The organism is Bizionia paragorgiae, assembly GCF_900107625.1.
Classification (GTDB): Bacteria; Bacteroidota; Bacteroidia; order Flavobacteriales; family Flavobacteriaceae; genus Bizionia; species Bizionia paragorgiae.
In genome coordinates, this window is the sequence record NZ_FNQK01000009.1 from 13650 (window position 1) to 36263 (window position 22614).

The 22614-nt window shown below is 35.7% G+C and carries 20 protein-coding genes; 10 read left to right on the forward strand and 10 right to left on the reverse strand.

Translation table 11 applies throughout. The annotated features are described in order from the left end of the window. Positions 1 to 83: 83 nt before the first annotated feature. From BLV64_RS07870 to asnB, 5 genes are all read right to left on the reverse strand, one after another. Positions 84 to 1097, reverse strand: a complete 1014-nt coding sequence (locus BLV64_RS07870) for a DUF6588 family protein (protein WP_092133780.1) — start codon at positions 1095 to 1097, stop codon at positions 84 to 86. A gap of 149 nt (positions 1098 to 1246) precedes the next feature. After that, positions 1247 to 3196, reverse strand: a complete 1950-nt coding sequence (gene gyrB / locus BLV64_RS07875) for a DNA topoisomerase (ATP-hydrolyzing) subunit B (RefSeq protein ID WP_092133782.1) — start codon at positions 3194 to 3196, stop codon at positions 1247 to 1249. A 455-nt stretch (positions 3197 to 3651) separates the two neighbouring features. Beyond that, positions 3652 to 4530 (reverse strand): pirin family protein, encoded by an 879-nt coding sequence (locus BLV64_RS07880; RefSeq protein ID WP_092133785.1) that lies wholly within the window; start codon positions 4528 to 4530, stop codon positions 3652 to 3654. Then, the gene (locus BLV64_RS07885; protein WP_092133787.1) at positions 4530 to 4826 is read right to left on the reverse strand and encodes a GNAT family N-acetyltransferase; all 297 of its coding nucleotides are present in this window, start codon (positions 4824 to 4826) and stop codon (positions 4530 to 4532) included. The genes BLV64_RS07880 and BLV64_RS07885 overlap by 1 nt, the downstream gene beginning before the upstream one ends. A 160-nt stretch (positions 4827 to 4986) precedes the next feature. Further along, positions 4987 to 6651, reverse strand: a complete 1665-nt coding sequence (asnB, locus tag BLV64_RS07890) for an asparagine synthase B (protein ID WP_092133789.1) — start codon at positions 6649 to 6651, stop codon at positions 4987 to 4989. Positions 6652 to 6887: 236 nt separating this feature from the next. Here asnB and BLV64_RS07895 point away from each other — a divergent pair, with 236 nt between their 5' ends. Next, positions 6888 to 7433, forward strand: coding sequence for a DUF2911 domain-containing protein (locus BLV64_RS07895; RefSeq protein ID WP_092133791.1), 546 nt, complete (start codon positions 6888 to 6890; stop codon positions 7431 to 7433). Positions 7434 to 7502: 69 nt separating this feature from the next. Here BLV64_RS07895 and BLV64_RS07900 read toward each other — a convergent pair whose 3' ends face one another. Beyond that, positions 7503 to 8132, reverse strand: coding sequence for a 7-carboxy-7-deazaguanine synthase QueE (locus BLV64_RS07900; RefSeq protein ID WP_092133793.1), 630 nt, complete (start codon positions 8130 to 8132; stop codon positions 7503 to 7505). A gap of 105 nt (positions 8133 to 8237) precedes the next feature. Here BLV64_RS07900 and BLV64_RS07905 point away from each other — a divergent pair, with 105 nt between their 5' ends. The 6 genes from BLV64_RS07905 (at position 8238) to rluF (ending at position 13375) form a co-directional block, all read left to right on the forward strand. Further along, positions 8238 to 9749 carry a helicase HerA-like domain-containing protein gene (locus tag BLV64_RS07905; protein ID WP_092133795.1) on the forward strand — a complete coding sequence of 504 codons (1512 nt, stop codon included), beginning with the start codon at positions 8238 to 8240 and terminating at the stop codon, positions 9747 to 9749. Positions 9750 to 9784: 35 nt separating this feature from the next. Further along, positions 9785 to 10342: a hypothetical protein gene (locus BLV64_RS07910; RefSeq protein WP_092133797.1), complete on the forward strand. Its 558-nt coding sequence runs from the start codon at positions 9785 to 9787 to the stop codon at positions 10340 to 10342. Positions 10343 to 10408: 66 nt separating this feature from the next. Continuing rightward, a complete protein-coding gene (locus tag BLV64_RS07915) occupies positions 10409 to 11380 on the forward strand; it encodes a YitT family protein (RefSeq protein WP_092133799.1) in 972 nt (323 codons plus the stop codon). Then, the gene (locus BLV64_RS07920; RefSeq protein ID WP_092133801.1) at positions 11380 to 11748 is read left to right on the forward strand and encodes a cupin domain-containing protein; all 369 of its coding nucleotides are present in this window, start codon (positions 11380 to 11382) and stop codon (positions 11746 to 11748) included. Before BLV64_RS07915 ends, BLV64_RS07920 begins: the two co-directional genes overlap by 1 nt. A 4-nt stretch (positions 11749 to 11752) precedes the next feature. Beyond that, a complete protein-coding gene (locus BLV64_RS07925) occupies positions 11753 to 12580 on the forward strand; it encodes an alpha/beta fold hydrolase (protein ID WP_092133803.1) in 828 nt (275 codons plus the stop codon). 21 nt (positions 12581 to 12601) lie between these two features. Then, positions 12602 to 13375 carry a 23S rRNA pseudouridine(2604) synthase RluF gene (gene rluF / locus BLV64_RS07930; protein WP_092133805.1) on the forward strand — a complete coding sequence of 258 codons (774 nt, stop codon included), beginning with the start codon at positions 12602 to 12604 and terminating at the stop codon, positions 13373 to 13375. A 48-nt stretch (positions 13376 to 13423) separates the two neighbouring features. Here rluF and BLV64_RS07935 read toward each other — a convergent pair whose 3' ends face one another. The 4 genes from BLV64_RS07935 to BLV64_RS07950 all read right to left on the reverse strand — a co-directional run bounded on the left by BLV64_RS07935 (position 13424) and on the right by BLV64_RS07950 (position 18716). Further along, the gene (locus tag BLV64_RS07935; RefSeq protein ID WP_092133807.1) at positions 13424 to 14164 is read right to left on the reverse strand and encodes a YwaF family protein; all 741 of its coding nucleotides are present in this window, start codon (positions 14162 to 14164) and stop codon (positions 13424 to 13426) included. Between the two features lie 27 nt (positions 14165 to 14191). Continuing rightward, positions 14192 to 15076 (reverse strand): bifunctional 5,10-methylenetetrahydrofolate dehydrogenase/5,10-methenyltetrahydrofolate cyclohydrolase, encoded by an 885-nt coding sequence (locus tag BLV64_RS07940; protein ID WP_092133809.1) that lies wholly within the window; start codon positions 15074 to 15076, stop codon positions 14192 to 14194. Between the two features lie 138 nt (positions 15077 to 15214). After that, entirely contained in the window at positions 15215 to 16543 is a 1329-nt protein-coding gene (gene ffh, locus BLV64_RS07945) for a signal recognition particle protein (RefSeq protein ID WP_092133811.1), read from the reverse strand. Positions 16544 to 16706: 163 nt separating this feature from the next. Then, positions 16707 to 18716, reverse strand: a complete 2010-nt coding sequence (locus BLV64_RS07950) for a hypothetical protein (RefSeq protein ID WP_143034140.1) — start codon at positions 18714 to 18716, stop codon at positions 16707 to 16709. A 138-nt stretch (positions 18717 to 18854) separates the two neighbouring features. Between BLV64_RS07950 and BLV64_RS07955 the strand changes: the two genes are divergently transcribed. The 3 genes from BLV64_RS07955 to BLV64_RS07965 are packed head-to-tail and all read left to right on the forward strand — an operon-like array spanning position 18855 to position 22613. Next, complete coding sequence (locus tag BLV64_RS07955; RefSeq protein ID WP_092133815.1) at positions 18855 to 19370, forward strand: RNA polymerase sigma factor; 516 nt, start codon at positions 18855 to 18857, stop codon at positions 19368 to 19370. A gap of 56 nt (positions 19371 to 19426) precedes the next feature. Further along, entirely contained in the window at positions 19427 to 20332 is a 906-nt protein-coding gene (locus tag BLV64_RS07960) for a FecR family protein (RefSeq protein ID WP_092133817.1), read from the forward strand. Beyond that, on the forward strand, positions 20322 to 22613 hold the full coding sequence (locus BLV64_RS07965; RefSeq protein ID WP_245705886.1) for a TonB-dependent receptor plug domain-containing protein: 2292 nt from the start codon (positions 20322 to 20324) through the stop codon (positions 22611 to 22613). The genes BLV64_RS07960 and BLV64_RS07965 overlap by 11 nt, the downstream gene beginning before the upstream one ends. Position 22614 lies beyond the last annotated feature (1 nt).

A 22614-nucleotide genomic window follows, 5' to 3' on the forward strand; every position in this document is an offset into this window, starting at 1 on the left:
GTGTATTATATTTTAGTTTGTGTTAATTTTTATCCTACAAATTTAAGAAATTCTTAGGACCTATGTATTTTTTTAAGAAAGTTTTAAAATGAGAAATTCATACCTAAAGAGGCACTACTAAAATCGGCAATCGTATAGGCTGCATTTACACCAAAGAAACCAAGTTTAACTTGAGCTCCTACCGTAGCAACAACACCTGTTGTCTCTGATTCTACAGAAAAAGGATCTACTATTTCTTCTGTAAATAAAATCCCATCAGACACTCTATAACGTCCTAATAAATCGGTTTCATTTTGTCCATCTAAATACCCTACTGATCCGTAAACATTAAATATTTTTAAATTGGTCCCTACAATTAACTGATACAACATTGTTTTTGTTTCGGTCTCCACGCGTTGGTTTTCACCTTCCACATTACTAGTGTTAATTAAGTTATAACTACCATTAAGTTGCGTATAAGCCACCAGACCAGAAACTGCAACTGGAAAATTATTATCTGCCGGCAACCAAGAGGTAAACTCATGTTGTAATCCGAAGCCATACAAACCAACCTCTACATCTTCTTGTTCTACTTTAGGGAAGTATCGCGCTTTTATTTCTGTTCCTTTAAAAGGTGTAAAACTACCTTGTAAAAACACTGTTGGAATGAGATTAACATTGGCCGACCCTATTCCTGTAGGCAATATAATATCGGTAGTTTGTTCTCCAAAAATTGGATCGTCGTAAGTAACTTCCACAATAACATCTTCTTCATTGTGTCCTAAGGCCGTTGCCACAGGTTTCACAACACTACCATCTTTAAAGCGAATATTCTCGTAGTCATCAGTGTTCATAATAAACTGTTTATCTTCATCATTTATAAACGTCGCATTACCTACGAGTGATAACGTAAAACCAAATTTCTTTTGGGATTTCGCACTGTTAGACCAGTTATTATTAATCCCATAGGCTAAACCATCATTTGCTGGTTTAATATAATGCTCTGCAAACCGTTTGCTATCGTTTATTCCGGCTGCTAATAATTCATTTAAGTTTTCCTGAGCCGACACGTTTTGCAATGTGACTACGGCTAAAAGAAATAGAATGGCGTTTTTCATAAGGTCATTTTTTGTTTAATTATATAACAAAAGTAAGCAGCAGATATTGTCCGCAAGCGCTTTTGCCATTTTTTTTCACTTTTAAATATAAATAAAAAAACACCTTTAGCATGAGCCAAAGGTGTTTTTTCTAAAGTATATATTTATGTTTAGGCATCAATTTTTGCATAAACTGCGTTTTTCTCGATAAATTCACGACGAGGTGGCACCTCATCTCCCATTAACATTGAGAATACACGATCGGCTTCTATACCGTTATCTATTTGCACTTGACGAAGCGTTCTAAAGTTAGGATTCATTGTTGTATCCCAAAGTTGTTCGGCATTCATTTCCCCAAGACCTTTATAACGTTGAATTTTAGCACCATCGCCATATTCTTGCATTAGGGCTTTACGTTCATCATCACTCCAAGCGTATTGTTTTTTAGCGCCTTTTTTCACTAAATAAAGTGGTGGTGTTGCAATGTAAATATGTCCGTTTTCAATAAGTTCTTTCATATAACGGAAAAAGAAGGTTAAAATTAAAGTTTCAATATGCGCACCATCGATATCGGCATCACACATGATTACTACTTTATGGTATCTTAACTTAGAAAGGTTTAACGCTTTACTATCGTCCTCTGTTCCTATAGTAACTCCTAAAGCTGTGAAGATATTTTTTATCTCTTCATTTTCAAACACTTTATGCGTCATTGCTTTTTCCACGTTCAGAATCTTACCACGCAAAGGCAAAATAGCTTGAAAAGCTCTATCTCTACCTTGCTTAGCCGTTCCACCCGCCGAATCCCCCTCGACAAGGAACACTTCACATTTTGAAGGATCTTGCTCAGAACAATCCGATAATTTTCCTGGTAAACCACCAATACTCATTACGGTTTTACGCTGAACCATTTCACGTGCTTTTTGAGCAGCGTGACGTGCTTGAGCAGCTAAAATCACTTTTTGAACTATCGTTTTAGCATCGTCTGGATGCTCTTCTAAATAGTTAGAAAGCATTTCGGAAACCGCCTGACTCACAGAAGCCGACACCTCTCTGTTCCCTAATTTCGTTTTTGTTTGCCCTTCAAATTGAGGTTCTTGAACTTTTACAGAAATAATAGCTGTTAAACCTTCACGGAAATCATCTCCAGCAATATCGAATTTTAACTTATCCAACATACCAGATTCATCCGCATACTTTTTTAAAGTATGAGTTAACCCTCTTCTAAATCCTGATAAGTGCGTCCCCCCTTCGTGGGTATTAATATTATTTACATACGAGTGTAAGTTCTCGGCATAAGACGTGTTATACACCATAGCTACCTCAACAGGAACACCGTTTTTCTCTCCTTCAAAAAAGATAACATCTTTCATTAAAGGCTCTCTGTTTCCGTCTAAGAATTTTATAAATTCTTTTAAACCTTCTTCAGAATGAAAAGTTTCACCTTCAAAAGAGCCATCTTCTTTAACCGATCTTTTATCGACTAAATGAATAGTGATTCCTTTATTTAAATACGCCAATTCACGCATTCTACTAGAAAGCGTATCATAACTATACTCTAAGGTTTGAGTAAAAATTGTAGGGTCTGGCTTAAACGTTACTACAGTACCTCTTTTATCTGTTTCTCCAATACGTTTTACAGGATATAAAGCTTTACCATGTTTATACTCTTGTTCCCAGATTTCACCTTTTCTGTAAACGGTTGCTCTTAAATGATCTGATAAGGCATTCACACAACTTACACCAACTCCGTGTAATCCACCAGAAACCTTATAAGAATCTTTATCGAATTTACCTCCAGCTCCAATTTTAGTCATTACAACTTGTAAAGCTGAAACCCCTTCTTTCTTATGAAGATCTACAGGAATACCACGTCCATCATCCTCTGTGGTGATTGAGTTATCCTCGTTAATAGTCACTGTAATATTATTACAATGTCCGGCCATCGCCTCGTCAATAGAGTTATCCACAACCTCATATACTAAATGGTGAAGCCCACGGACTCCAACATCCCCAATATACATGGAAGGACGCATACGCACGTGTTCCATCCCTTCTAGGGCCTGGATACTATCCGCTGAATAATTCTCTTTGTTAAACTCTTCTTTCTTTTCGCTCATATTTATACTGTTTATGATCTCTTTTTAAACTTAATTAAAAGACATTTTTTAGTTGCTTGTTTTTTGTCATTAACCATGTGCTAATACTCAGGAACCAAAAGGTCTTAAACATAAAAAAAGATGCTTAATGCACCCTTTTGAACACTTACAAATATAAGCATTTTTAAATCTATTTTAAAGCTTTTTATTGAAAGACACTCATTTTTATTAACAATTGTTGATTTCCTTAAAACGCCTTAAACAGCCTAAAAACAGCCTTAAATCGCATTTTGACTAAATTTCAATTAATCTAAAATCACGAAAATGAAAAACGCGCTATAAAGTCAGATTTTGACGTTTTTTAAGATGAAGCCAAACGCTAAAAACGGCAAATTAACACCTCTAATACCCACAAAAAAGACAACTAGTCAAGTGGCTTTATTTCCACACTGAATTCAATTATCTTTCCAGTTAAACTATGACTCTAAATACCCAAACTTACCGCTATTAAAATCGTGTATTGCCTGCATCAGCTCTGCTTTAGTATTCATTACAAAAGGCCCTTGTGCTGCAATAGGCTCGTTTATAGGGGCTCCACTTAAAACCAAAACGACAGCATCACTTATCGCTTCTATAGTGAATTGCTCTCCTTTATTTTCAAACAGCACAAAATGATTGGTTGGCACAAGCTCCTCACTATTAACTTTTATCTGCCCTTCCAACACGAGTAACGCCGTATTAAAATGCGCTGGGAAAGAAAAATCAGTTTGTCCTCCTTCTAATAATTTAGCGTTTAACAGATGTACTTCCGAAAAGGTTGAAGCGGCTCCTTTTACCCCTTTATACTCACCCGAAATTACTTCTACAACCCCAAGATTATCTTGTAACTCGTAATTTTTAATATCTGAACTATCTAAGCCTTGATATTTTGGCGTAGTCATTTTATGTTTTTGAGGCAGATTCACCCATAATTGAACCATCTGAAAGTCACCACCAGCGGCACTAAATTCCTTATCGTGGTATTCTTTATGTAAAATACCTGAGCCTGCCGTCATCCACTGCACACCACCTTCTTGAATTACACCGCTATTCCCTGCACTATCATGATGCGCTATGCGTCCTTTATAAGCAATTGTTACGGTTTCGAAGCCGCGATGAGGATGCACACCAACACCACGGGGTTCTGGTGATGGTGGAAAATAAAACTTAGAATTATAATCCATTAAAATGAAAGGATCCATACGCTCCATATCCAAACGAAATCCGCTAGGTATAAAATTATGAACTCTAAATCCGTCACCCACAAAATGCGGAGCTCTAGGTGTCGCCACCAGCTCAATAGGCTTTATATTCATTAGTGTATGTTTTTATTGTGAAATACGGAGATCTCCTGAAATTCTGGGTGCCTATCTATATAGGATGAAATAAAAGAACATACCGGCTTCACTTTTAATTGATGCGTTTTCGCGTAATTCAAGACTCCTTTTGCTATAAAACTACCAACACCTTGACCAGACATTTCTTTTGGCACTTCGGTATGGTTAATACTTATACCTCCCTCAAACCGCTCGTAGGTTGCTAGCGCTTTACTCCCGTTAAGGTGTACTTCAAATTGATTCTCCTCGGCGTTATGAATAAGTGTATGTTCCATATAAATAGTCTGTGTTTAGTTCAAATTTAAAACATATCTGTCACAATTAAAACAAAAAGCAATAAGAAAAAATGTATTCATCAAGCGGTTAACCGTTTGTCATTTTTAAAATTAAAACCCCCCTTTTAATGATAAAAGGGGGTTTAATTATTTTGTACTATTAATACGCTGAGTCGTGGACATTGGCAATGGCCCGACCAGAAGGCTCATTCATGTTTTTAAAGGCCTCATCCCATTCTAAAGCTATTTTGGTGCTACAGGCAACACTAGGTTCTTGTGGCACACTCAGAGCAGCCGCATCGCTAGGAAAATGCTCCTCAAATATTGAGCGGTAATAAAACTCTTCTTTATTTTGTGGTGTTTGCAATGGGAATCGGTATTTTGCATTCGCCATCTGCTCATCGGTTACAGCTGTATTAACGACCTCTTTTAAAGTATCAATCCAACTGTACCCCACACCATCACTAAACTGCTCTTTCTGTCTCCACGCTACACTTTCTGGCAACATATCCTCAAACGCTTTACGAATCACCCATTTTTCCATACGCTCCCCATTAATCATTTTATCTTGCGGGTTAATACGCATTGCCACATCCATAAATTCCTTATCTAAAAACGGTACACGACCTTCAATTCCCCAAGCAGCTAGACTTTTGTTTGCTCTTAAACAGTCGTACATATGTAGCTTATCTAATTTACGTACGGTTTCTTCATGAAATTCCTTGGCGTTTGGTGCTTTATGAAAGTATAAATACCCTCCAAATATTTCATCGGCACCTTCACCAGACAACACCATTTTTATACCCATAGATTTAATTACACGCGCCATTAAATACATAGGTGTACTTGAACGAATCGTAGTAATATCATAAGTTTCTATGTTATAGATTACATCTTTTATAGCGTCTAACCCTTCTTGAATCGTGAATTTTATTTCGTGGTGAACCGTTCCAATATGATCGGCCACTTTTTGTGCTGCTGCCAAATCTGGTGAACCTTCCAATCCTACAGAAAAACTGTGTAATTGCGGATACCAAGCATCGCTAGTATCGTCACTTTCTATACGTTTTTGAGCATATTTTTTTGCAATAGCGGAAGTTACCGATGAGTCTAATCCGCCCGACAACAATACACCATAAGGCACATCGCTCATTAATTGTCTTTTTACAGCAGCTTCAAGCGCTTCTTTTATTTCAACAATACTCGTTTCGTTATCTTTTACTGCATCGTACTCACTCCAATCTCTGTGATACCATTTTACAAACTCACCATCAGTACTTGACATATAATGTCCAGGAGGAAACAATTCTATTTTTGTACAAATACCTTCGAGCGCCTTTAACTCGGATGCGACATAAAAGGTACCGTTTTGATCCCACCCAATGTATAATGGAATAATCCCCATATGATCGCGAGCAATAAAATACGTATCATTCTTTACATCATATATCGCAAAACCAAAGATACCGTTCATATCATCTATAAAATGAACACCCTTTTCTTGATACAGAGCGAGGATAACTTCACAGTCACTTTCTGTTTTAAATTCATACTTTCCTTCAAATTGCTTACGTAACTCTCTGTGGTTATATATTTCACCATTCGCAGCTAAAACAAGGGTGTTATCAGGACTTAATAAGGGCTGTTTCCCTGAAGCTGGGTCTACGATGGCCAAACGCTCATGGGCTAGGATCGCTTTATCGTCACTATAAATTCCACTCCAATCTGGTCCGCGATGTCTAATAGATTTTGACATCTCTAAAACCTGAGGTCTTAGCAAATCACTTTTTTGTTTTAAGTCGAAAGCACATACAATTCCACACATAATATATAGTATTAAAATTCTTATTCTATTTGTTCTACTAAGCAAATATTAGAATTTTGTTTCAAAATAAAAACAACAATCCTATAAACAGTTTCAGTTTATAACTTAACACCCAAAATAAACACACAAATGAAACATAACACCTTTAATTAAAGTATTCTCCTTAATAAATGTAAAGTTTAAAGATTTAATACGACCTTTATAACTAATCAATTACAAATAAACACTTAAGGATTATGAAAACAACAACTTTAATTACCACTTGCGCTTTAGCATTTACGACGTTATTCAGCCTAACAACTATTGCTCAAGACTTTCCTGACCTAGATAAAAGTCCGATGGACCGTGCTGCTTTTCCTACAAGCTATAAAGACGCTAACAAATTGGTAAAAATCACTTACAGCCGTCCGCAATTAAAAGGACGAGAAGTGTCAAAATTAGCTCCAGCAGACAAAGTATGGCGTGTCGGTGCTAACGAAGCTGCAGAAATTTCTTTTTATAAAGAAATGAAATTAGGCAATACAGTAATTAAACCAGGTACCTATACTTTTTACTTAATTCCGGGGGAAAAAGAATGGACTGCTATAATCAATACAGATATTAATGTTTGGGGAAGTTACTTTTATAATGAAGCCAATGATGTTGCTCGATTAACTATTCCTGCTCAACAAGGAGACCCTATAGTAGAAGCCTTCTCTATTGTTTTTGACGAAGCAAAAGACAAAATAAATATGCATATCGGATGGGGTAAAACGAGACTTGTGGTTCCTTTTACCAAATAGATTAAAAGGCTCCCTAATTATAAATACGTATAAAAAAAACCTTCAGAAATGAAGGTTTTTTTTATTTGATTAGGGTATATTTAAATACTTATGTGTTTGTAACGACACTTTCCACTTTGGATTTTTCATGACGTAATCTACAATTTCAGGAATCATTTTATCACTTTTACTCCATTCCGGCTGCATATATAAAATACAATCTTTTCCTACTCGTGCGGCCTGCTCTTCTGCAAACTTAAAATCGTCTTTATTATAGATAATTGTTTTTAATTCATTGGCAACATCATACACGCCTTGCGTTGGTAGCTTCAGTTTTTTAGGAGATAGGCACACCCAGTCCCAGGTCCCTGATAACTCATAAGCGCCTGAAGTTTCAATATGCACTTGCATACCTTCGGCTTTTAATTGTGTTGTTAAGGCAGTCATATCCCACATTAAAGGCTCTCCACCGGTCACCACAATTGTATCGCTATATTTTTTAGCCTGGGCAACAATGTCTTTGGTTAATGTTGGCGGATGCAATTCTGCATTCCAACTTTCTTTAACATCACACCAATGGCAACCAACATCACAGCCCCCTAAACGTATAAAATACGCCGCAGTTCCCTTGTGAAATCCTTCGCCTTGAATCGTGTAAAACTCTTCCATTAATGGAAGCATTTCACCTTTATTTACTAAATCTTTTACCTCTTCCGTCATAGCGGGCAAAGATAGTATATTTAGACCTTTTCGTTGTTAATATTTTCTAGTTTTCCAAGTCGTTTCATCTAAGATTACTATTTTTACCCAAACAAATGATATAACATGAGTAAACGCGACGCATTCTTCAACCATATTACAGAAGGAAACACTACAAAAGGCGACTATATTACTTTAGGTTCTGCTATGTTAGATGGTGAAACAATCACTAACGCCTATGTTAAATTACCTTTAAAGACCATGAATCGCCACGGCTTAATTGCCGGAGCTACTGGAACGGGTAAAACAAAAACCTTACAGGTATTAGCTGAAAATTTAAGTGAAAAAGGAGTCCCTGTATTGCTCATGGATATTAAGGGGGACCTTAGTGGTTTAGCCAAGCCCAGTCCAGGGCATGAAAAAATTGATGAGCGCCACGCGCAAATAGGGTTACCTTTCGAATCGAAAGCCTTTCCAGTTGAATTACTAACGCTTTCTGAGCAAGATGGTGTAAGGCTACGCGCTACTATTAGTGAGTTTGGCCCCGTATTACTATCCCGAATATTAGATTTAACAGAAACCCAGTCGGGTATCGTATCGGTTATTTTTAAATATTGCGATGATAATAAACTCCCCCTGTTAGACTTAAAAGATTTCAAAAAAATACTACAATACTGTACACAAGAAGGAAAAGCTGAATTTCAAGAGGAGTACGGACGGATCTCTACGGCTTCAACGGGTGCGATATTAAGAAAATTAATAGAGATTGAACAGCAGGGAGGCGACCTCTTCTTTGGAGAAAAAAGTTTTGAGGTTGAAGATTTAATGCGAACGACCCGAGATGGTAAAGGCTACATTAATATTCTTAGACTTACCGACATTCAAGACAGACCGAAACTGTTCTCTACATTTATGTTAAGCTTATTAGCAGAAATTTACGAAACGCTACCCGAACAAGGAGATTCTGGAAAACCAGAATTAGTACTCTTTATAGATGAGGCTCATTTAATTTTCAATGAAGCTTCGAAAGCATTACTTAATCAAATAGAAAGTATCGTCAAGCTTATTCGTAGTAAGGGTGTGGGTGTTTACTTTGTAACTCAAAACCCTACTGATGTTCCCGAAGGTGTACTGAGTCAGTTAGGATTAAAAATCCAGCACGCTTTAAGAGCGTTTACTGCTAAAGACCGCAAGGCAATAAAACTTACCGCTCAAAATTATCCGGACACCGAATATTATGATACGGCAGACATTTTAACTGCTTTAGGAACAGGAGAAGCTTTGGTCTCGGCACTTGACGAAAAAGGCCGTCCTACGCCACTAGCAGCAACACTAGTTCGAGCGCCAATGAGTCGCATGGATATTTTAACAGACAAAGAACTTCGTGAGGTTATTGACGATTCTAAGCTGGTACTAAAATATAACGATACTATAGATCGTGAAAGTGCATATGAAATTTTAAACAAAAAAATTGACGCTGCCGAAACAGTAAAAGCTGAACTTGAAAAACAAGAGGAAAGTCAGAAAAAATCAAGAACCTCAACACGTAGAAGTACGGCTCAAAACCCACTTATTAAAGTATTAACCAGCGCCACTTTTATTAGAAGCGTCTTTGGTATTATTAAAAAAGTAATATAATTACCCTAAAAACAAACTAAGAACAGTATACCATAATGAAGAAACTATTTATAACCCTTACCGTTGCTAGCTTACTTTTTACATCTTGTGAGAAAGAAGTCAATCCGTTTTTAATTAGCAGTCAAAACATTGGTTTGTTAACCGATTCGACACAGATTAAAGATTTAAAAACCATATTCGCAAATGACTCAATAGCGAATTTTACTACTACAGAGGCATATTTAAAAACTGGTGCGGATATTGAAATTTTTGAAAAAGGAGGAAAAAAACTCTTAGAACTAACACCAACGCATGTTATAGATTCTACAGCTACTATTGAAACCATAAAAATAGTTGACCCGAGATACAAAACAGAAAAAGGGATTAGCACCGAAAGTACATTTGGAGATATAAAGGCAAAATATAAAATTTCTAGCATTCAAAATACGATTAGAAATGTTGTGATTTTCGTTAATGAAAACAATACGTTTTTCACCATAGATAAAAAAGAACTGCCTTCCGATCTTCAGTTTAAAGTGTCTCAAAAAATTGAAGAGAGTAATATTCCTGATACAGCAAAAATTAAGTATTTCATGGTCGGTTGGAACGATTAGCGTTTCGACTACATAATAGTTCGATTTCAATAGTATTCATTTAAAAATAAAGAAGCGACATAATATATGATTCCATTTATAAAAAAAGTACTTACAAATGTTGCTAAAAAACGAATAAAAGATAGTGGTATAACCCCTAAAGACTCTAATAACCAAGTAGGGTCTATAGTAAAAAACTTAGAGATTGAATTATCTCACGGCCTAAAGGAAACCTTATTTATGGTCATTGGTGTTATCTCTGCTGGTTTTGGATTGAAAGGTTTTTTGCTACCCAATAACTTTATTGATGGAGGTGTTACAGGGATGTCTCTATTAATTCAAAATATGACAGGAATATCTTTAAGTATCTTACTTATAGTTGTAAACATTCCTTTTCTGGCTTTAGCGACACAAACCATTAGCATAAAGTTCGCTCTACGAAGCGTGCTTGCAATCACTTTATTAGCTTTAGTCGTACATTTTGTAGACTACCCTATTGTTACCGAAGACAAGCTACTCATCTCTATTTTTGGAGGGTTCTTTCTCGGTTTCGGGATTGGTATGGCTATGAGAGGTGGTAGTGTTATTGATGGTACTGAGGTTCTTGCTATTTATTTAAGTCGAAAGCTATCGTTAACTATTGGAGATGTCTTACTACTAATAAACATATTAATATTCTCTGTAGGCGCTTATATCCTATCGATAGAGACTGCGCTTTATGCGATTTTAACCTATTTAGCGGCGGCTAAAACCGTAGATTTTGTAGTCGACGGGGTTGAAGAGTATATTGGTGTGACTATTATTTCAAAGGAACACGAGGCTATTCGATTAATGCTAACCGAAAAAATGCGCCGTGCTTGTACTATATACGCAGGTAAGGGCGGGTATAAAACCGGAAAGGACGAATATGACAAACCTATTATTTTTATCATTATCACGCGTTTAGAGTTAGCACGATTTGAAACAGAAATAGACAAAATAGATCAAGAAGCTTTTATTATAATGAATGTTGTAAAGGATTTAAAAGGTGGAATGATTAAACGTAAACCCTTAAAATAATGAGTACAAAAAAGTATAAGATTCAGAACAGCCCTTTTGTAGTGCCTACTACAGATGGCAAACTTATTGAAGAGCACTTCGGACAAGCTTCGGACGGGAATTCAGAGATTAGCATAGCGCACATGGTAGCTCCAGCAAATTGGAAAGAACCGTTTCAAACTCCAGAATTTGATGAGTATACTTATATTATAAAAGGAAAAAAGCAATTTATAATAGACGGAGAAACAATAATACTAGAAGCTGGGCAATCTATTAAAATTGAAAAAAACACTAGAGTACAGTACTCTAATCCATTTACTATAGCTTGCGAATACCTATCGGTATGCACACCTGCCTTTTCTATAGATAAGGTAAACAGGGAAGACTAATTATATGTCTAAAACACTGATTAAAATAATAGGAAACACATTAAATGCAGTAAGCTACGCCTCGCAAGATTTCGCGACTTCGCAAGCATGGAAATTATTTGTTACCCCCCGAAAAGGGCGTATAAAAGACACTGAACTTCCTTTTTTAGACACAGCATCCCAAGGGGTAATTACCCATAACAGTACTGCTATTGCTACGTATCACTGGGAAGGCAGTAACAAAACGGTACTCCTTGCTCATGGATGGGAAAGCAATTCCCACCGTTGGGAGACACTTATTACAGATCTTAATACTTTAGATTATAATGTTATTGCTTTAGATGCTCCTGCTCATGGTAAGACTTCTGGGAAACATTTTAATGCTATCTTATATTCAGAATGCATTGATAAAGTCGCTCAAGTATACCAACCAGATATTATTATTGGACACTCGGTAGGTGGAATGGCATCCATGTTTTATCAATATCAGCATCAAAATCCGACAGTAGAAAAACTCATCCTTTTAGGTGCTCCATCTGAATTTACAGGTGTTTTTGAACGTTATGTAGATATGTTAGGCTTTAACAAACGTATTTCTCAAGGTTTAAATGACACCGTTTATAAAACTTTTAATAAAAGACCTGATTACTTTTCACTGGCACAATTTGTAAAAGACGTCTCGACCGAAACCCTGTTGATTCATGATAAAGAAGATAAAATCATTCCGTATAGTGATGCGGAGCTTATTATTGAAAACCTAAAAAAAGGACGCTTAATAACAACGGAAGGCTTTGGTCACAGCCTAAGAAAAAAAGAAATTAACAGTCACATTATAAAATTTATAACCCAATAAACTTTATTGTAGCTTTGCACTATGGAAGAAAAATTAACAAGACTGAATAAATACCTAAGTGAAGTGGGCTATTGCTCACGTCGAGAAGGGGACAGACTTATCGAAGCAGGACGCGTAACAATTAATGGTGAAGTCCCTGAAATGGGCACAAAAGTTAAAGAGAGTGATGTTGTAGAAGTCGACGGTAAACCCATTACAGAACGTAAAGATGATTACGTTTATTTGGCCTTTAATAAACCTGTAGGAATTGTGTGTACTACAGACACCTCGGTAGAAAAGGATAATATTGTTGATTATATAAATTACCCTAAACGTATTTTCCCTATAGGGCGATTAGATAAGCCTAGTGAAGGGCTTATTTTCATGACCGATGATGGCGATATAGTGAATAAGATTTTAAGAGGTAGTAATAACCATGATAAAGAGTACATTGTAACTGTAGACAAGCCTATTTCGCAAACCTTTGTAAAACGTATGTCTAGTGGTATCCCTTTAGAAGAATTAGGAAAAACCACAAAACCATGTGTTGTAAAACAAATCGATTCAACCACGTTTAGCATCATACTTACTCAAGGGTTAAACCGCCAGATTCGTAGAATGTGTGAATATTTAACATATGAAGTAACCTCATTAAAACGCGTTCGAATTATGAATATTAAATTGGACGTACCCGTGGGAAAATATCGCGAATTCACAAAAGAAGAACTTAAAACATTAAATATGCTTTTAGAAAATTCTGATAAAGACTATCATGAAGAGGCTAAGAGTAGTATACCTAAAAGAAGCAGACGATAGCTTGGGGTTAAACCTATAGAAGCGGTACTTTTCAAGTTCCGCTTTTTTTTATACCTGCTTTTCAATGTTTTTACTTTGCGATTTTTTATGCCTATTAGCTAGGTAGAACGGCAGATAGAGCAACAAAAAATACGGCAATAAAACAAGCTCAACAACTAGAATATAAAGTGGCCAATCGCCAAAATAATCCAGCACAGAGGCCGAAGTTGGTTTACGGTTTAAGTAAGAATAGTTAGAACCTAAAAGATAGTTTACGACTAGCATAATGAGCAAGTACACTTGTAAGCTTATAAAAGACTTAAAGACACTTCGCAACGTAGGACGCATATTAAGAACTAGAGAGGCATACAGCATCATTACAATAAGCCCTAAGTGAACAATCCAGTAGCGAAAGAAATCGAAACTAGGAAAACCTGTGGCTATATCTGGAGTTAACACCGCTTGAGTAGTACCGGCAAACACCCAAAATAATAATATTTCATACATCCAATACGAACGGTACTGGGTAAATACCATACTTATTAATCCCAGAAAACTACAAAGAAAGAGAGGTAAATCGGTAGTAATATTATAATCCGTTGTCAGTGCTAAATGGGTATGATACCCAATTATAGTAAAAGTAATTACCGCACCAATAAGCTTAAAAATTAAGATTTGAAATTTTAAAGACACTGTTTTAGCCCATGTAAAGAGCATAATGGATAATACAGCAGCGCATACAATAGGCAAAAAATGCTCATAACTCCCAATTTTTACCGGTGATAAAAAATATAAAAGAGGTATAAGCATTTTAAGGTATGATATAAATACGAAGTATTATTTTCTCGCTCTGTGACGTTCTCTTGCCAGCAAGGTGTTTTTAAGTAACATAGCAATCGTCATTGGTCCTACTCCACCAGGAACTGGTGTAATAAAACTTGCTTTTTTGCTTACATTTTCAAAATCCACATCACCAGTAATCACATATCCTTTTGGAGACGACTCGTCGGCTACCCTTGTAATTCCTACATCGATCACAACAGCATCTTCTTTTACCATTTCGGCTTTTAAGAAGTTAGGCACTCCAAGAGCAGATATTATAATATCGGCTTGAGAGGTGATTTGTGTAATATTTTTCGTGTGACTATGAGTTAATGTTACGGTTGAGTTTCCTGGAAAACCTTTACGCCCCATTAAAATACTCATAGGACGCCCTACAATATGAGATCGCCCGATAACTACTGTATGCTTCCCTTTTGTTGTTACATTATAGCGATCTAATAATTCTAAGATTCCAAAAGGAGTAGCTGGAATAAACGTAGACATATCTAATGCCATTTTACCAAAATTCATAGGATGAAAACCATCGACATCTTTATCGGGGTTTACTGCCATCAATACTTTTTGAGTATCAATTTGTGGTGGTAATGGTAATTGAATAATAAAGCCATCGATATCGTCATTATTATTCAACTCTTCAATTTTATCTAGGAGTTCAATTTCACTTGTAGTATTTGATAAACGCACCATAGTAGACTCGAAACCTACACGCTCACAAGCGCGTACTTTACTTCCTACATACGTTAAACTAGCGCCATCGCTACCTACAATTACAGCAGCTAAATGAGGAACTTTCTCTCCATTAGCTTTCATTTTTTTCACTTCCTCAGCAATTTCATCTTTGATGTCGTTGCTTACTTTTTTACCATCTAATAATGTCATTTTTTTGTTTTGTTGCGGTATTCTCATAAAACACAAAAACGTGGTGCTTTACTTCTAAATATCAGTTTTCATTTGTACCTATCTTTACAATAAGATAGGCTGGGTTTCAATTTATTATAAAATAAAAAACACGAGGGATTACCTCATGTTTTTCATTGCTTGCATCATACGTTTACCGCCTCCGCCTTGCATCATTTTCATCATTTTACTCATCTGGTCAAACTGTTTCAGGAGTTGGTTAACTTGTGTTACCGAAGTTCCTGAACCTTTTCCGATTCGTTTTTTGCGACTGGCATTAATTATTGAAGGGTTTGTTCTTTCTTCTACAGTCATCGAGTGTATAATAGCTTCAATATGTTTAAAAGCATCATCGTCGATATCAATATCTTTCATCATTTTTCCAGCGCCAGGAATCATTCCAACAAGGTCTTTCATGTTCCCCATTTTCTTGATTTGCTGAATTTGCTTTAAGAAATCGTCAAAACCAAATTGATTTTTAGCAATTTTCTTCTGTAGCTTTCTCGCTTCTTCTTCGTCAAATTGATCTTGTGCTCTTTCTACTAACGACACGACATCTCCCATTCCAAGAATACGATCGGCCATACGTGCCGGATAGAATATATCTATCGCTTCCATTTTTTCTCCTGTACCAATAAACTTAATTGGTTTATTAACTACAGACTTAATAGAAATCGCAGCCCCACCACGCGTATCACCATCTAGTTTTGTTAGGATAACCCCATCAAAATTTAATACATCGTTAAAGGCTTTTGCTGTATTTACTGCATCTTGCCCAGTCATAGAATCGACAACAAACAGGGTTTCTTGCGGTTCAATGGCTTTATGAATGTTCGATATCTCGGTCATCATCGCTTCATCTACAGCTAAACGACCTGCGGTATCGATAATAACAACGTTATGCCCATTCGCTTTTGCATGAGCAATACCTGCTTGCGCAATGGCAACAGGGTCGTTATTTCCTTTATCGCTATACACCTCTATGTTTAATTGATCTCCTACGACGTGTAATTGATCGATAGCTGCTGGACGGTAAACGTCACAAGCGACTAATAAAGGTTTCTTAGTTTTTTTAGTTTTTAAGAAATTGGCTAATTTACCAGAGAAGGTTGTTTTACCAGAACCTTGTAAACCAGACATTAAAATAACAGTTGGTGTTCCAGACAAGTTTAATCCTGCGGCATCACCACCCATTAATTCTGTTAATTCGTCTTTAACGATTTTAACCATTAACTGTCCTGGCTGTAACGTCGTTAAAACGTTCTGTCCTAATGCTTTTTCCTTTACTCTAACCGTAAATTCTTTAGCAATTTTAAAGTTAACATCGGCGTCTAATAAGGCACGACGTACTTCTTTTAAGGTCTCGGCAACATTTACTTCTGTAATGCTTCCGTGTCCTTTTAATACGTGTAACGCTTTATCTAACTTATCACTTAAATTATTGAACATAGTTTCTTGTCTTTTTAAGAGTTGCAAAAATAAGAATTTGACGCGTATTTTTAAAGTTTAAATACTATTTAATTAAAGCAAAAGAAAAGAGCTATCAAAAATGACAGCTCTTTTCAATCTAAAATCAACTAAAAAACTAAATAAAACTTTTATTAAGTGCTTATTAACTACAATCTTTATCTAAAACCAGTTCTATATTTGAATTGGTTTGGTCGTGAAAAATCATTTGATTTGGTGTACACTCGACTAAAATATAATTCCCTTCTAGAACCTGAACATTACCTCCTGAAATAGTCGATAAATCTAAATAAATATCACCATCTAATGAGATCATCCAGGTCATGGTATACGATTCGTTTGAAGAGGTAATCGTAGCATTGTTATTTTCCATAAAGTCGATGTTAAAAATAGCAAATCCATCATCGCCATTATAACTTGAAATGGTCCATTCACAGTCCAATAAATTATTTTCAGCTTGGTTAATATTGCACATACCATCTGGCGTACAATCGCGTTCCATAACCATAGTATTTGCTCCCATGGTCATTTCTAAACGTTCTGGATCGCAATCTATAATATGCCAGTTCCCTGTAATGGCTTGAATATTCGGCCCACTTACATTATCGAACTCTAAATACACACCATTTGCATCTTGTGTTACAGTGTATGTTGTTGTAATTGTATTCCCATTTCCTGTAATGACTACGGTGTTATTAATTTGAAATTCTAAATCGTAAATTATTAAATCGTCACTACCGTTAAAGTTTACAATATTCCACTCGCATTCTTGTAAATAATTAGTCAAATCAATTTCTGAACACCCGGTTGGATCACAATTTTCTAGAAATAATTCAAGTTCGTATATTTCATATTGATCTGGGTTGTTGTATACCTCTACCCGCACATAAATTGTAAATGGAGTGACTATTATATTGTTATAAGGGGAAATTAAAGGATTAGTACCAGCTTGGGCATCTGCCAATGTTTCGTAATAGTAAATATTATATTCTCCGTTTGCATTACAATCAGCAAAAGTGCCATTTAAATCAAACACCCCAAAACCATCGTTATCATCGTCGCAACCTATTAGTTCTCCATCAAAATCTTCAAAACAAGCAAACGGACCAGGGCTACAATCGCGATCTAGAACTAAAAACTCACCGTTATTCACCAATTCCAATTCATCATCATCACAATTTAAAATCAACCACTCCCCATTAATTACTTCTGTAAGGCTATTACCACTAATATTACTAAAGGCTACCATTAGACCCTCGTTCGTTTCTGATGTTTCCCAATTTCCATCTACATAATTGCCGTTTTCTGAAATTAAAACCGAACCATTACTATTAAATTCGAAAGTAAACACACTTAAATCAACGCTTCCTGTGTAACTAACAACACTCCAAACACATTCTACAATATTTGCATTTATGGTTTCTATATCGCAATCGTCTTCTTCATTATTATCATCGTCATCGCAAGTATCGTCTGCAGCCTCAATAGCGGCTTCTAATTCTGTGTTATTAGTCACTTCTATGGTAGATCCATCACTCAAGATCATAGTCACCGGGAAATTTAAACTCGCTAGAATACCACCTTCTAAATCCTCTATAAAATGATGTAGAGACTCATCATCTTGAATTGTGACTGTATCTGTAATTTGAAAATTAGAATTGTATACAGAAAACACTATGGGATATTGAAAATCGATACAATCAATAGCGTCTTCATAATCATCATCATTTAAGCAGGCCTCGACTAAAACGTCAAGATCTTCTTGGTTAGAGATAACCACTTCGGTATAATTATTAAATACAATAGTGATTGGAAACTGAATGCTTATGGTATCCTCTAGGACATCAAAAACAGCTTCAATAGCCTCATAATCCTCTACGCTAGTAATAACAATCACAGTGCCATTAACTTCTATGGTAACAGGTAAGGTCATCGTAAAACAGCTAGCATTATCAACACTATCATCTACAGAACCGTTTAATGCTGAGACGTTAGATAATAGGTTTGATAAGTTTGTATTTGCATTTATAGTATCCTGATTATTGGGTAGATTAACCTCTACAATTTCATTCTGACAGGAGGTGAATGTCAAGACCGTTATAAGCGATACAATTAATAATTTAGTTAAGACTGATAAGCGCAATAAAGTTTTCATGTTTTTCATGTTTTTGGGTGATCAATTTTAGAAGTATAGAACTTCTATACGGTTATTAAACAATTAAGTTATTAAAAGTCCTACCTTGTCTTTCTAAAAATAATGTTGCTACTTTGTATACAGTAACATATTAGTTATATGAATAAAAACCTTCACGAAGATATTTGCAACGAATCACTTTTTAATTCTATTTTTAAGAAGTACTCAAAAGATTTGCACGATTTTCTATACTATAAATTTGGGGCGCATTTAAATCCAAAAGACAAAGCACAAGAAGCGTTTATTAAGCTCTGGGAAAATTGTGGCAAAGTCTCTCCTGAAAAAGCAAAGAGCTATTTGTTTACGATTGGCAATAATTTAATGTTAAATGAAACCAAGCATCAAAAAGTCGTATTAAAATACCAGCAAAACAAACCACCTTCTCAGACTAACGAAACACCAGAATTTATTATGGAAGGTAATGAGTATATGGAGAAATTACAGAGAGCTATCTCTAATTTAACCGAAGCCCAACGTACTGCCTTTTTGTTAAACAGGGTTGAAGGTAAACGTTATAAAGAAATTGCGACACTTTTAGACATTAGCACTAAGGCCGTAGAAAAAAGAATTTATGGGGCCTTAAAAAAACTTCGAGAGGATCTCGACACAATTTAGAATATTACAAGGTAGGAATTTTTAGTAGGTAGTTGTTATATGAGTGAATACACAGTATGAAAAAAGAAGATTTAATATTAAAATGGTTAGATAATAATCTTAACACTGAGGAACTTGAAGCCTTTAAAAAGCTTGAAGACTATGCCGATTTGGTGAAGTTATCTCAAGCAATGACACGCTTTAAAACCGAGGAGTATGATCGTGAAGCGGCTTGGGCTGATCTACAAAGCCAATTAGAAACGAAACAAAAGGCCAAACAAAAAAAGAACTGGCTAAAACCTGTTTTACGCCTTGCAGCTGTTCTTGTAATAGGTTTAGGGACTTTATATTTTTCAATTACACAAGACACTAATTTTGAAACTTTAGCTGCTCAAAAAGACAGCATTACTTTACCCGATGAATCCGTAGTGACATTAAACGCATTATCATCAATCCGATTTAATACAAATAATTGGGACGATAAACGTGAGGTTGAATTAACCGGCGAAGGCTATTTTAAGGTTGCTAAGGGAGCTACTTTTAGTGTCCAGACCAAACACGGTCTTGTCACTGTTTTAGGTACACAGTTTAGTGTTAAACAACGCGATAACATCTTTGAAGTCTTATGTTTCGAAGGCTCGGTACGCGTTAATTACGAAACAGAATCTGTACTATTAAAACCTGGAGAAAGCTTTACTATAGTAGATGGTAAGCAACTCACAGAGCAAAGTATTACAAGCACACAACCACTGTGGTTAACTAACGAAAGTGCTTTTAAAAGTATGCCACTAAACCATGTCCTAGCTGAATTTGAAAGACAATACAACGTAAAAGTAAATGCTTCGGCAATAAATACTAAGCAATTATTTACCGGAAGCTTTACTCATGATAATATTAATATAGCATTACAAGCAATTACACTACCTTTACAACTAACATATAAAAAGGATAAAAACGTTATACTGCTAAGTAGTGATTACTAAGAGAACACTTGTTTCTTTATGGGTTTTAATTGTTTTTAATGTTTGCCATATGTTGGCTCAAAACATTACAAACGATAAGCAACCTCTTATCTCAGTTTTAGAAATTATACAAAAGCGCTATGATGTTCGTTTCTCTTATGCAGACATCACTATTGCAAATAAATCGAGTGTTGTTCCAGATATTAATTTGGAATTAAGCGAGGTTTTAAAAGCCTTAGAAGCTAGTTCACAATTAGAATTTAAAGTCTTGAATTCTAGGTTTATTGTAATACAACCAGCAAAATACACCTTTAAAGACATTCAGGAACTTGGCGAAGTACAACTTTCAGATTACCTAACATCGGGTATTTCAAAAACTAAAGCCGGGGCCATCGCCATACGAACCAAAAAATTCGGAATACTTCCGGGGTTAATAGAGCCCGACATATTACAAACTGTACAAGCACTACCGGGTGTACTTAGTACCGATGAGACGGTTTCTAATTTAAATGTCCGCGGTGGTACCCACGACCAAAACCTTATCTTATGGGACGGTATAAAAATGTATCAATCGGGACATTTTTTTGGTTTAATTTCTAGTTTCACTCCAAATTTAACTCGAAAAGTAATGGTCTCTAAAAATGGGACAAGCGCTCAATATGGAGATGCAGTTTCTAGCACCATTGCTATGGAATTGGATTCTGAATTAAATAGCGAAGCTTCCGGGGGACTCGGGTTAAACCTTATAAATTTTAGCGGGTTTGGAAAAGTCCCTATTAACAACAAACTGGAAATGCAGGTCTCGGCACGGCGCTCCATAACAGACGTATTCGAAACCTCTACCTATTCAAATTATTTTGACCGTGTCTTTCAAGACACAGATATTACAAATTCTGATAACCTTATAAAAAATGATGCGTTTTTCTTTTATGATATCAACTCAAAACTCATTTATAAACCATCAAAAAAAGACCAATTTAGCCTTAGTGCAACCACAACATACAATTCACTGAGTTATATTGAGAGTCCTCCTGAAACCATAGCAAATGTTTCCAATGGGATAGAACAAAAAAATCAAGCAGTAGGAATAACTTATCATAGAGATTGGAATTCTAAGTTCACGACAGACTTACAAGCTTATGTTACCCATTATAAATTAGATGCACGTAATTTCAGGTTTGAAAACAGTCAACAATTACAACAACAAAATCAAGTTTTAGAGACTAATTTCAAATTAAACACAACGTATTATGCACACCCTAATTTAATTTGGGTGAATGGTTTACAAGTTTTTGAAATCGGTATTTCTAATAAGGAAGAAACAACAACCCCTGCGTACCGTAGTCTTATAAAAAAGGTAGCGGTTAGTACGTCGGGATACAGTGAAGCTATTTGGAATTCTACTTCAAACGAGACGTTTATAAAAGCCGGAATCAGAGCCAATCACTACTCGCTATCGAATCACATATATTTTGAACCCCGATTAAGTTTTAGTCAGCGGTTTTTAAAGTATTTTAAAGTAGAACTATTGGGTGAATATAAAAGCCAAATTACCTCTCAGGTAATCGATAGGCAAAATGATTTTTTAGGTATTGAAAAAAGACGTTGGGTACTTGCTAATAACTCTACAATACCAACGCTAGAGAGCAAACAAGTTTCCTTAGGTCTTCAATACAAAAGAAATCAATTATTAGTGAGCGCCGAACTTTACCAGAAACAAGTTGATGGAATTACCACAAGAAGCCAAGGGATGCAAAACCAATATCAATTTATAAATGCTATAGGAAGTTATAAAGTACAGGGATTGGATGTTTTAATTCACAAGCGTATTACAAATTTAAGTATGTGGCTGAGTTATTCTTTAAGTGCTAATAATTACACTTTCCCTACTCTAAATAACGGAAACCCTTTTCCAAATACAACGGATATAACAAACGCTCTTACCTTTGCAAACACCTATACTGTAGACCAGCTAAAACTAGCCTTAGGGCTTAATTGGCGTACAGGAAACATTACTACAGCGCCAATTACCGGGAATGAAATTTTTGACAACTCCATAAACTATCAAGAGCCTAATGGAGACCATTTAGACGATTATTTTAGAGCAGACTTTTCAGCTATTTACAACTTTAAATTTACCGAAACTACTAAAGCTGACATAGGCGTTTCTATTTGGAATATTTTCAACACAAAGAATAACCTGAACACCTATTACTCCATAGAGCCTGATGATTCCATTTTAAAAATAGAAAAGAAATCGCTAGGTACCACACCTAACGTCAGTTTTAAATTAACCTTTTAAT

Excerpts from the sequence above, each read along its gene's own strand:
- BLV64_RS07920 (WP_092133801.1), top strand. The coding sequence starts at position 11,380 with ATGAGTACAAAAAAGTATAAGATTCAGAACAGCCCTTTTGTAGTGCCT.
- BLV64_RS07940 (WP_092133809.1), bottom strand. The coding sequence starts at position 15,076 with ATGACATTATTAGATGGTAAAAAAGTAAGCAACGACATCAAAGATGAA.
- BLV64_RS07885 (WP_092133787.1), bottom strand. The coding sequence starts at position 4,826 with ATGGAACATACACTTATTCATAACGCCGAGGAGAATCAATTTGAAGTA.
- BLV64_RS07870 (WP_092133780.1), bottom strand. The coding sequence starts at position 1,097 with ATGAAAAACGCCATTCTATTTCTTTTAGCCGTAGTCACATTGCAAAAC.
- BLV64_RS07905 (WP_092133795.1), top strand. The coding sequence starts at position 8,238 with ATGAGTAAACGCGACGCATTCTTCAACCATATTACAGAAGGAAACACT.
- BLV64_RS07960 (WP_092133817.1), top strand. The coding sequence starts at position 19,427 with ATGAAAAAAGAAGATTTAATATTAAAATGGTTAGATAATAATCTTAAC.
- gyrB (WP_092133782.1), bottom strand. The coding sequence starts at position 3,196 with ATGAGCGAAAAGAAAGAAGAGTTTAACAAAGAGAATTATTCAGCGGAT.
- BLV64_RS07925 (WP_092133803.1), top strand. The coding sequence starts at position 11,753 with ATGTCTAAAACACTGATTAAAATAATAGGAAACACATTAAATGCAGTA.
- BLV64_RS07880 (WP_092133785.1), bottom strand. The coding sequence starts at position 4,530 with ATGAATATAAAGCCTATTGAGCTGGTGGCGACACCTAGAGCTCCGCAT.
- BLV64_RS07950 (WP_143034140.1), bottom strand. The coding sequence starts at position 18,716 with ATGAAAACTTTATTGCGCTTATCAGTCTTAACTAAATTATTAATTGTA.
- BLV64_RS07910 (WP_092133797.1), top strand. The coding sequence starts at position 9,785 with ATGAAGAAACTATTTATAACCCTTACCGTTGCTAGCTTACTTTTTACA.
- BLV64_RS07915 (WP_092133799.1), top strand. The coding sequence starts at position 10,409 with ATGATTCCATTTATAAAAAAAGTACTTACAAATGTTGCTAAAAAACGA.
- BLV64_RS07900 (WP_092133793.1), bottom strand. The coding sequence starts at position 8,132 with ATGACGGAAGAGGTAAAAGATTTAGTAAATAAAGGTGAAATGCTTCCA.
- BLV64_RS07955 (WP_092133815.1), top strand. The coding sequence starts at position 18,855 with ATGAATAAAAACCTTCACGAAGATATTTGCAACGAATCACTTTTTAAT.
- rluF (WP_092133805.1), top strand. The coding sequence starts at position 12,602 with ATGGAAGAAAAATTAACAAGACTGAATAAATACCTAAGTGAAGTGGGC.
- BLV64_RS07895 (WP_092133791.1), top strand. The coding sequence starts at position 6,888 with ATGAAAACAACAACTTTAATTACCACTTGCGCTTTAGCATTTACGACG.
- asnB (WP_092133789.1), bottom strand. The coding sequence starts at position 6,651 with ATGTGTGGAATTGTATGTGCTTTCGACTTAAAACAAAAAAGTGATTTG.
- ffh (WP_092133811.1), bottom strand. The coding sequence starts at position 16,543 with ATGTTCAATAATTTAAGTGATAAGTTAGATAAAGCGTTACACGTATTA.
- BLV64_RS07935 (WP_092133807.1), bottom strand. The coding sequence starts at position 14,164 with ATGCTTATACCTCTTTTATATTTTTTATCACCGGTAAAAATTGGGAGT.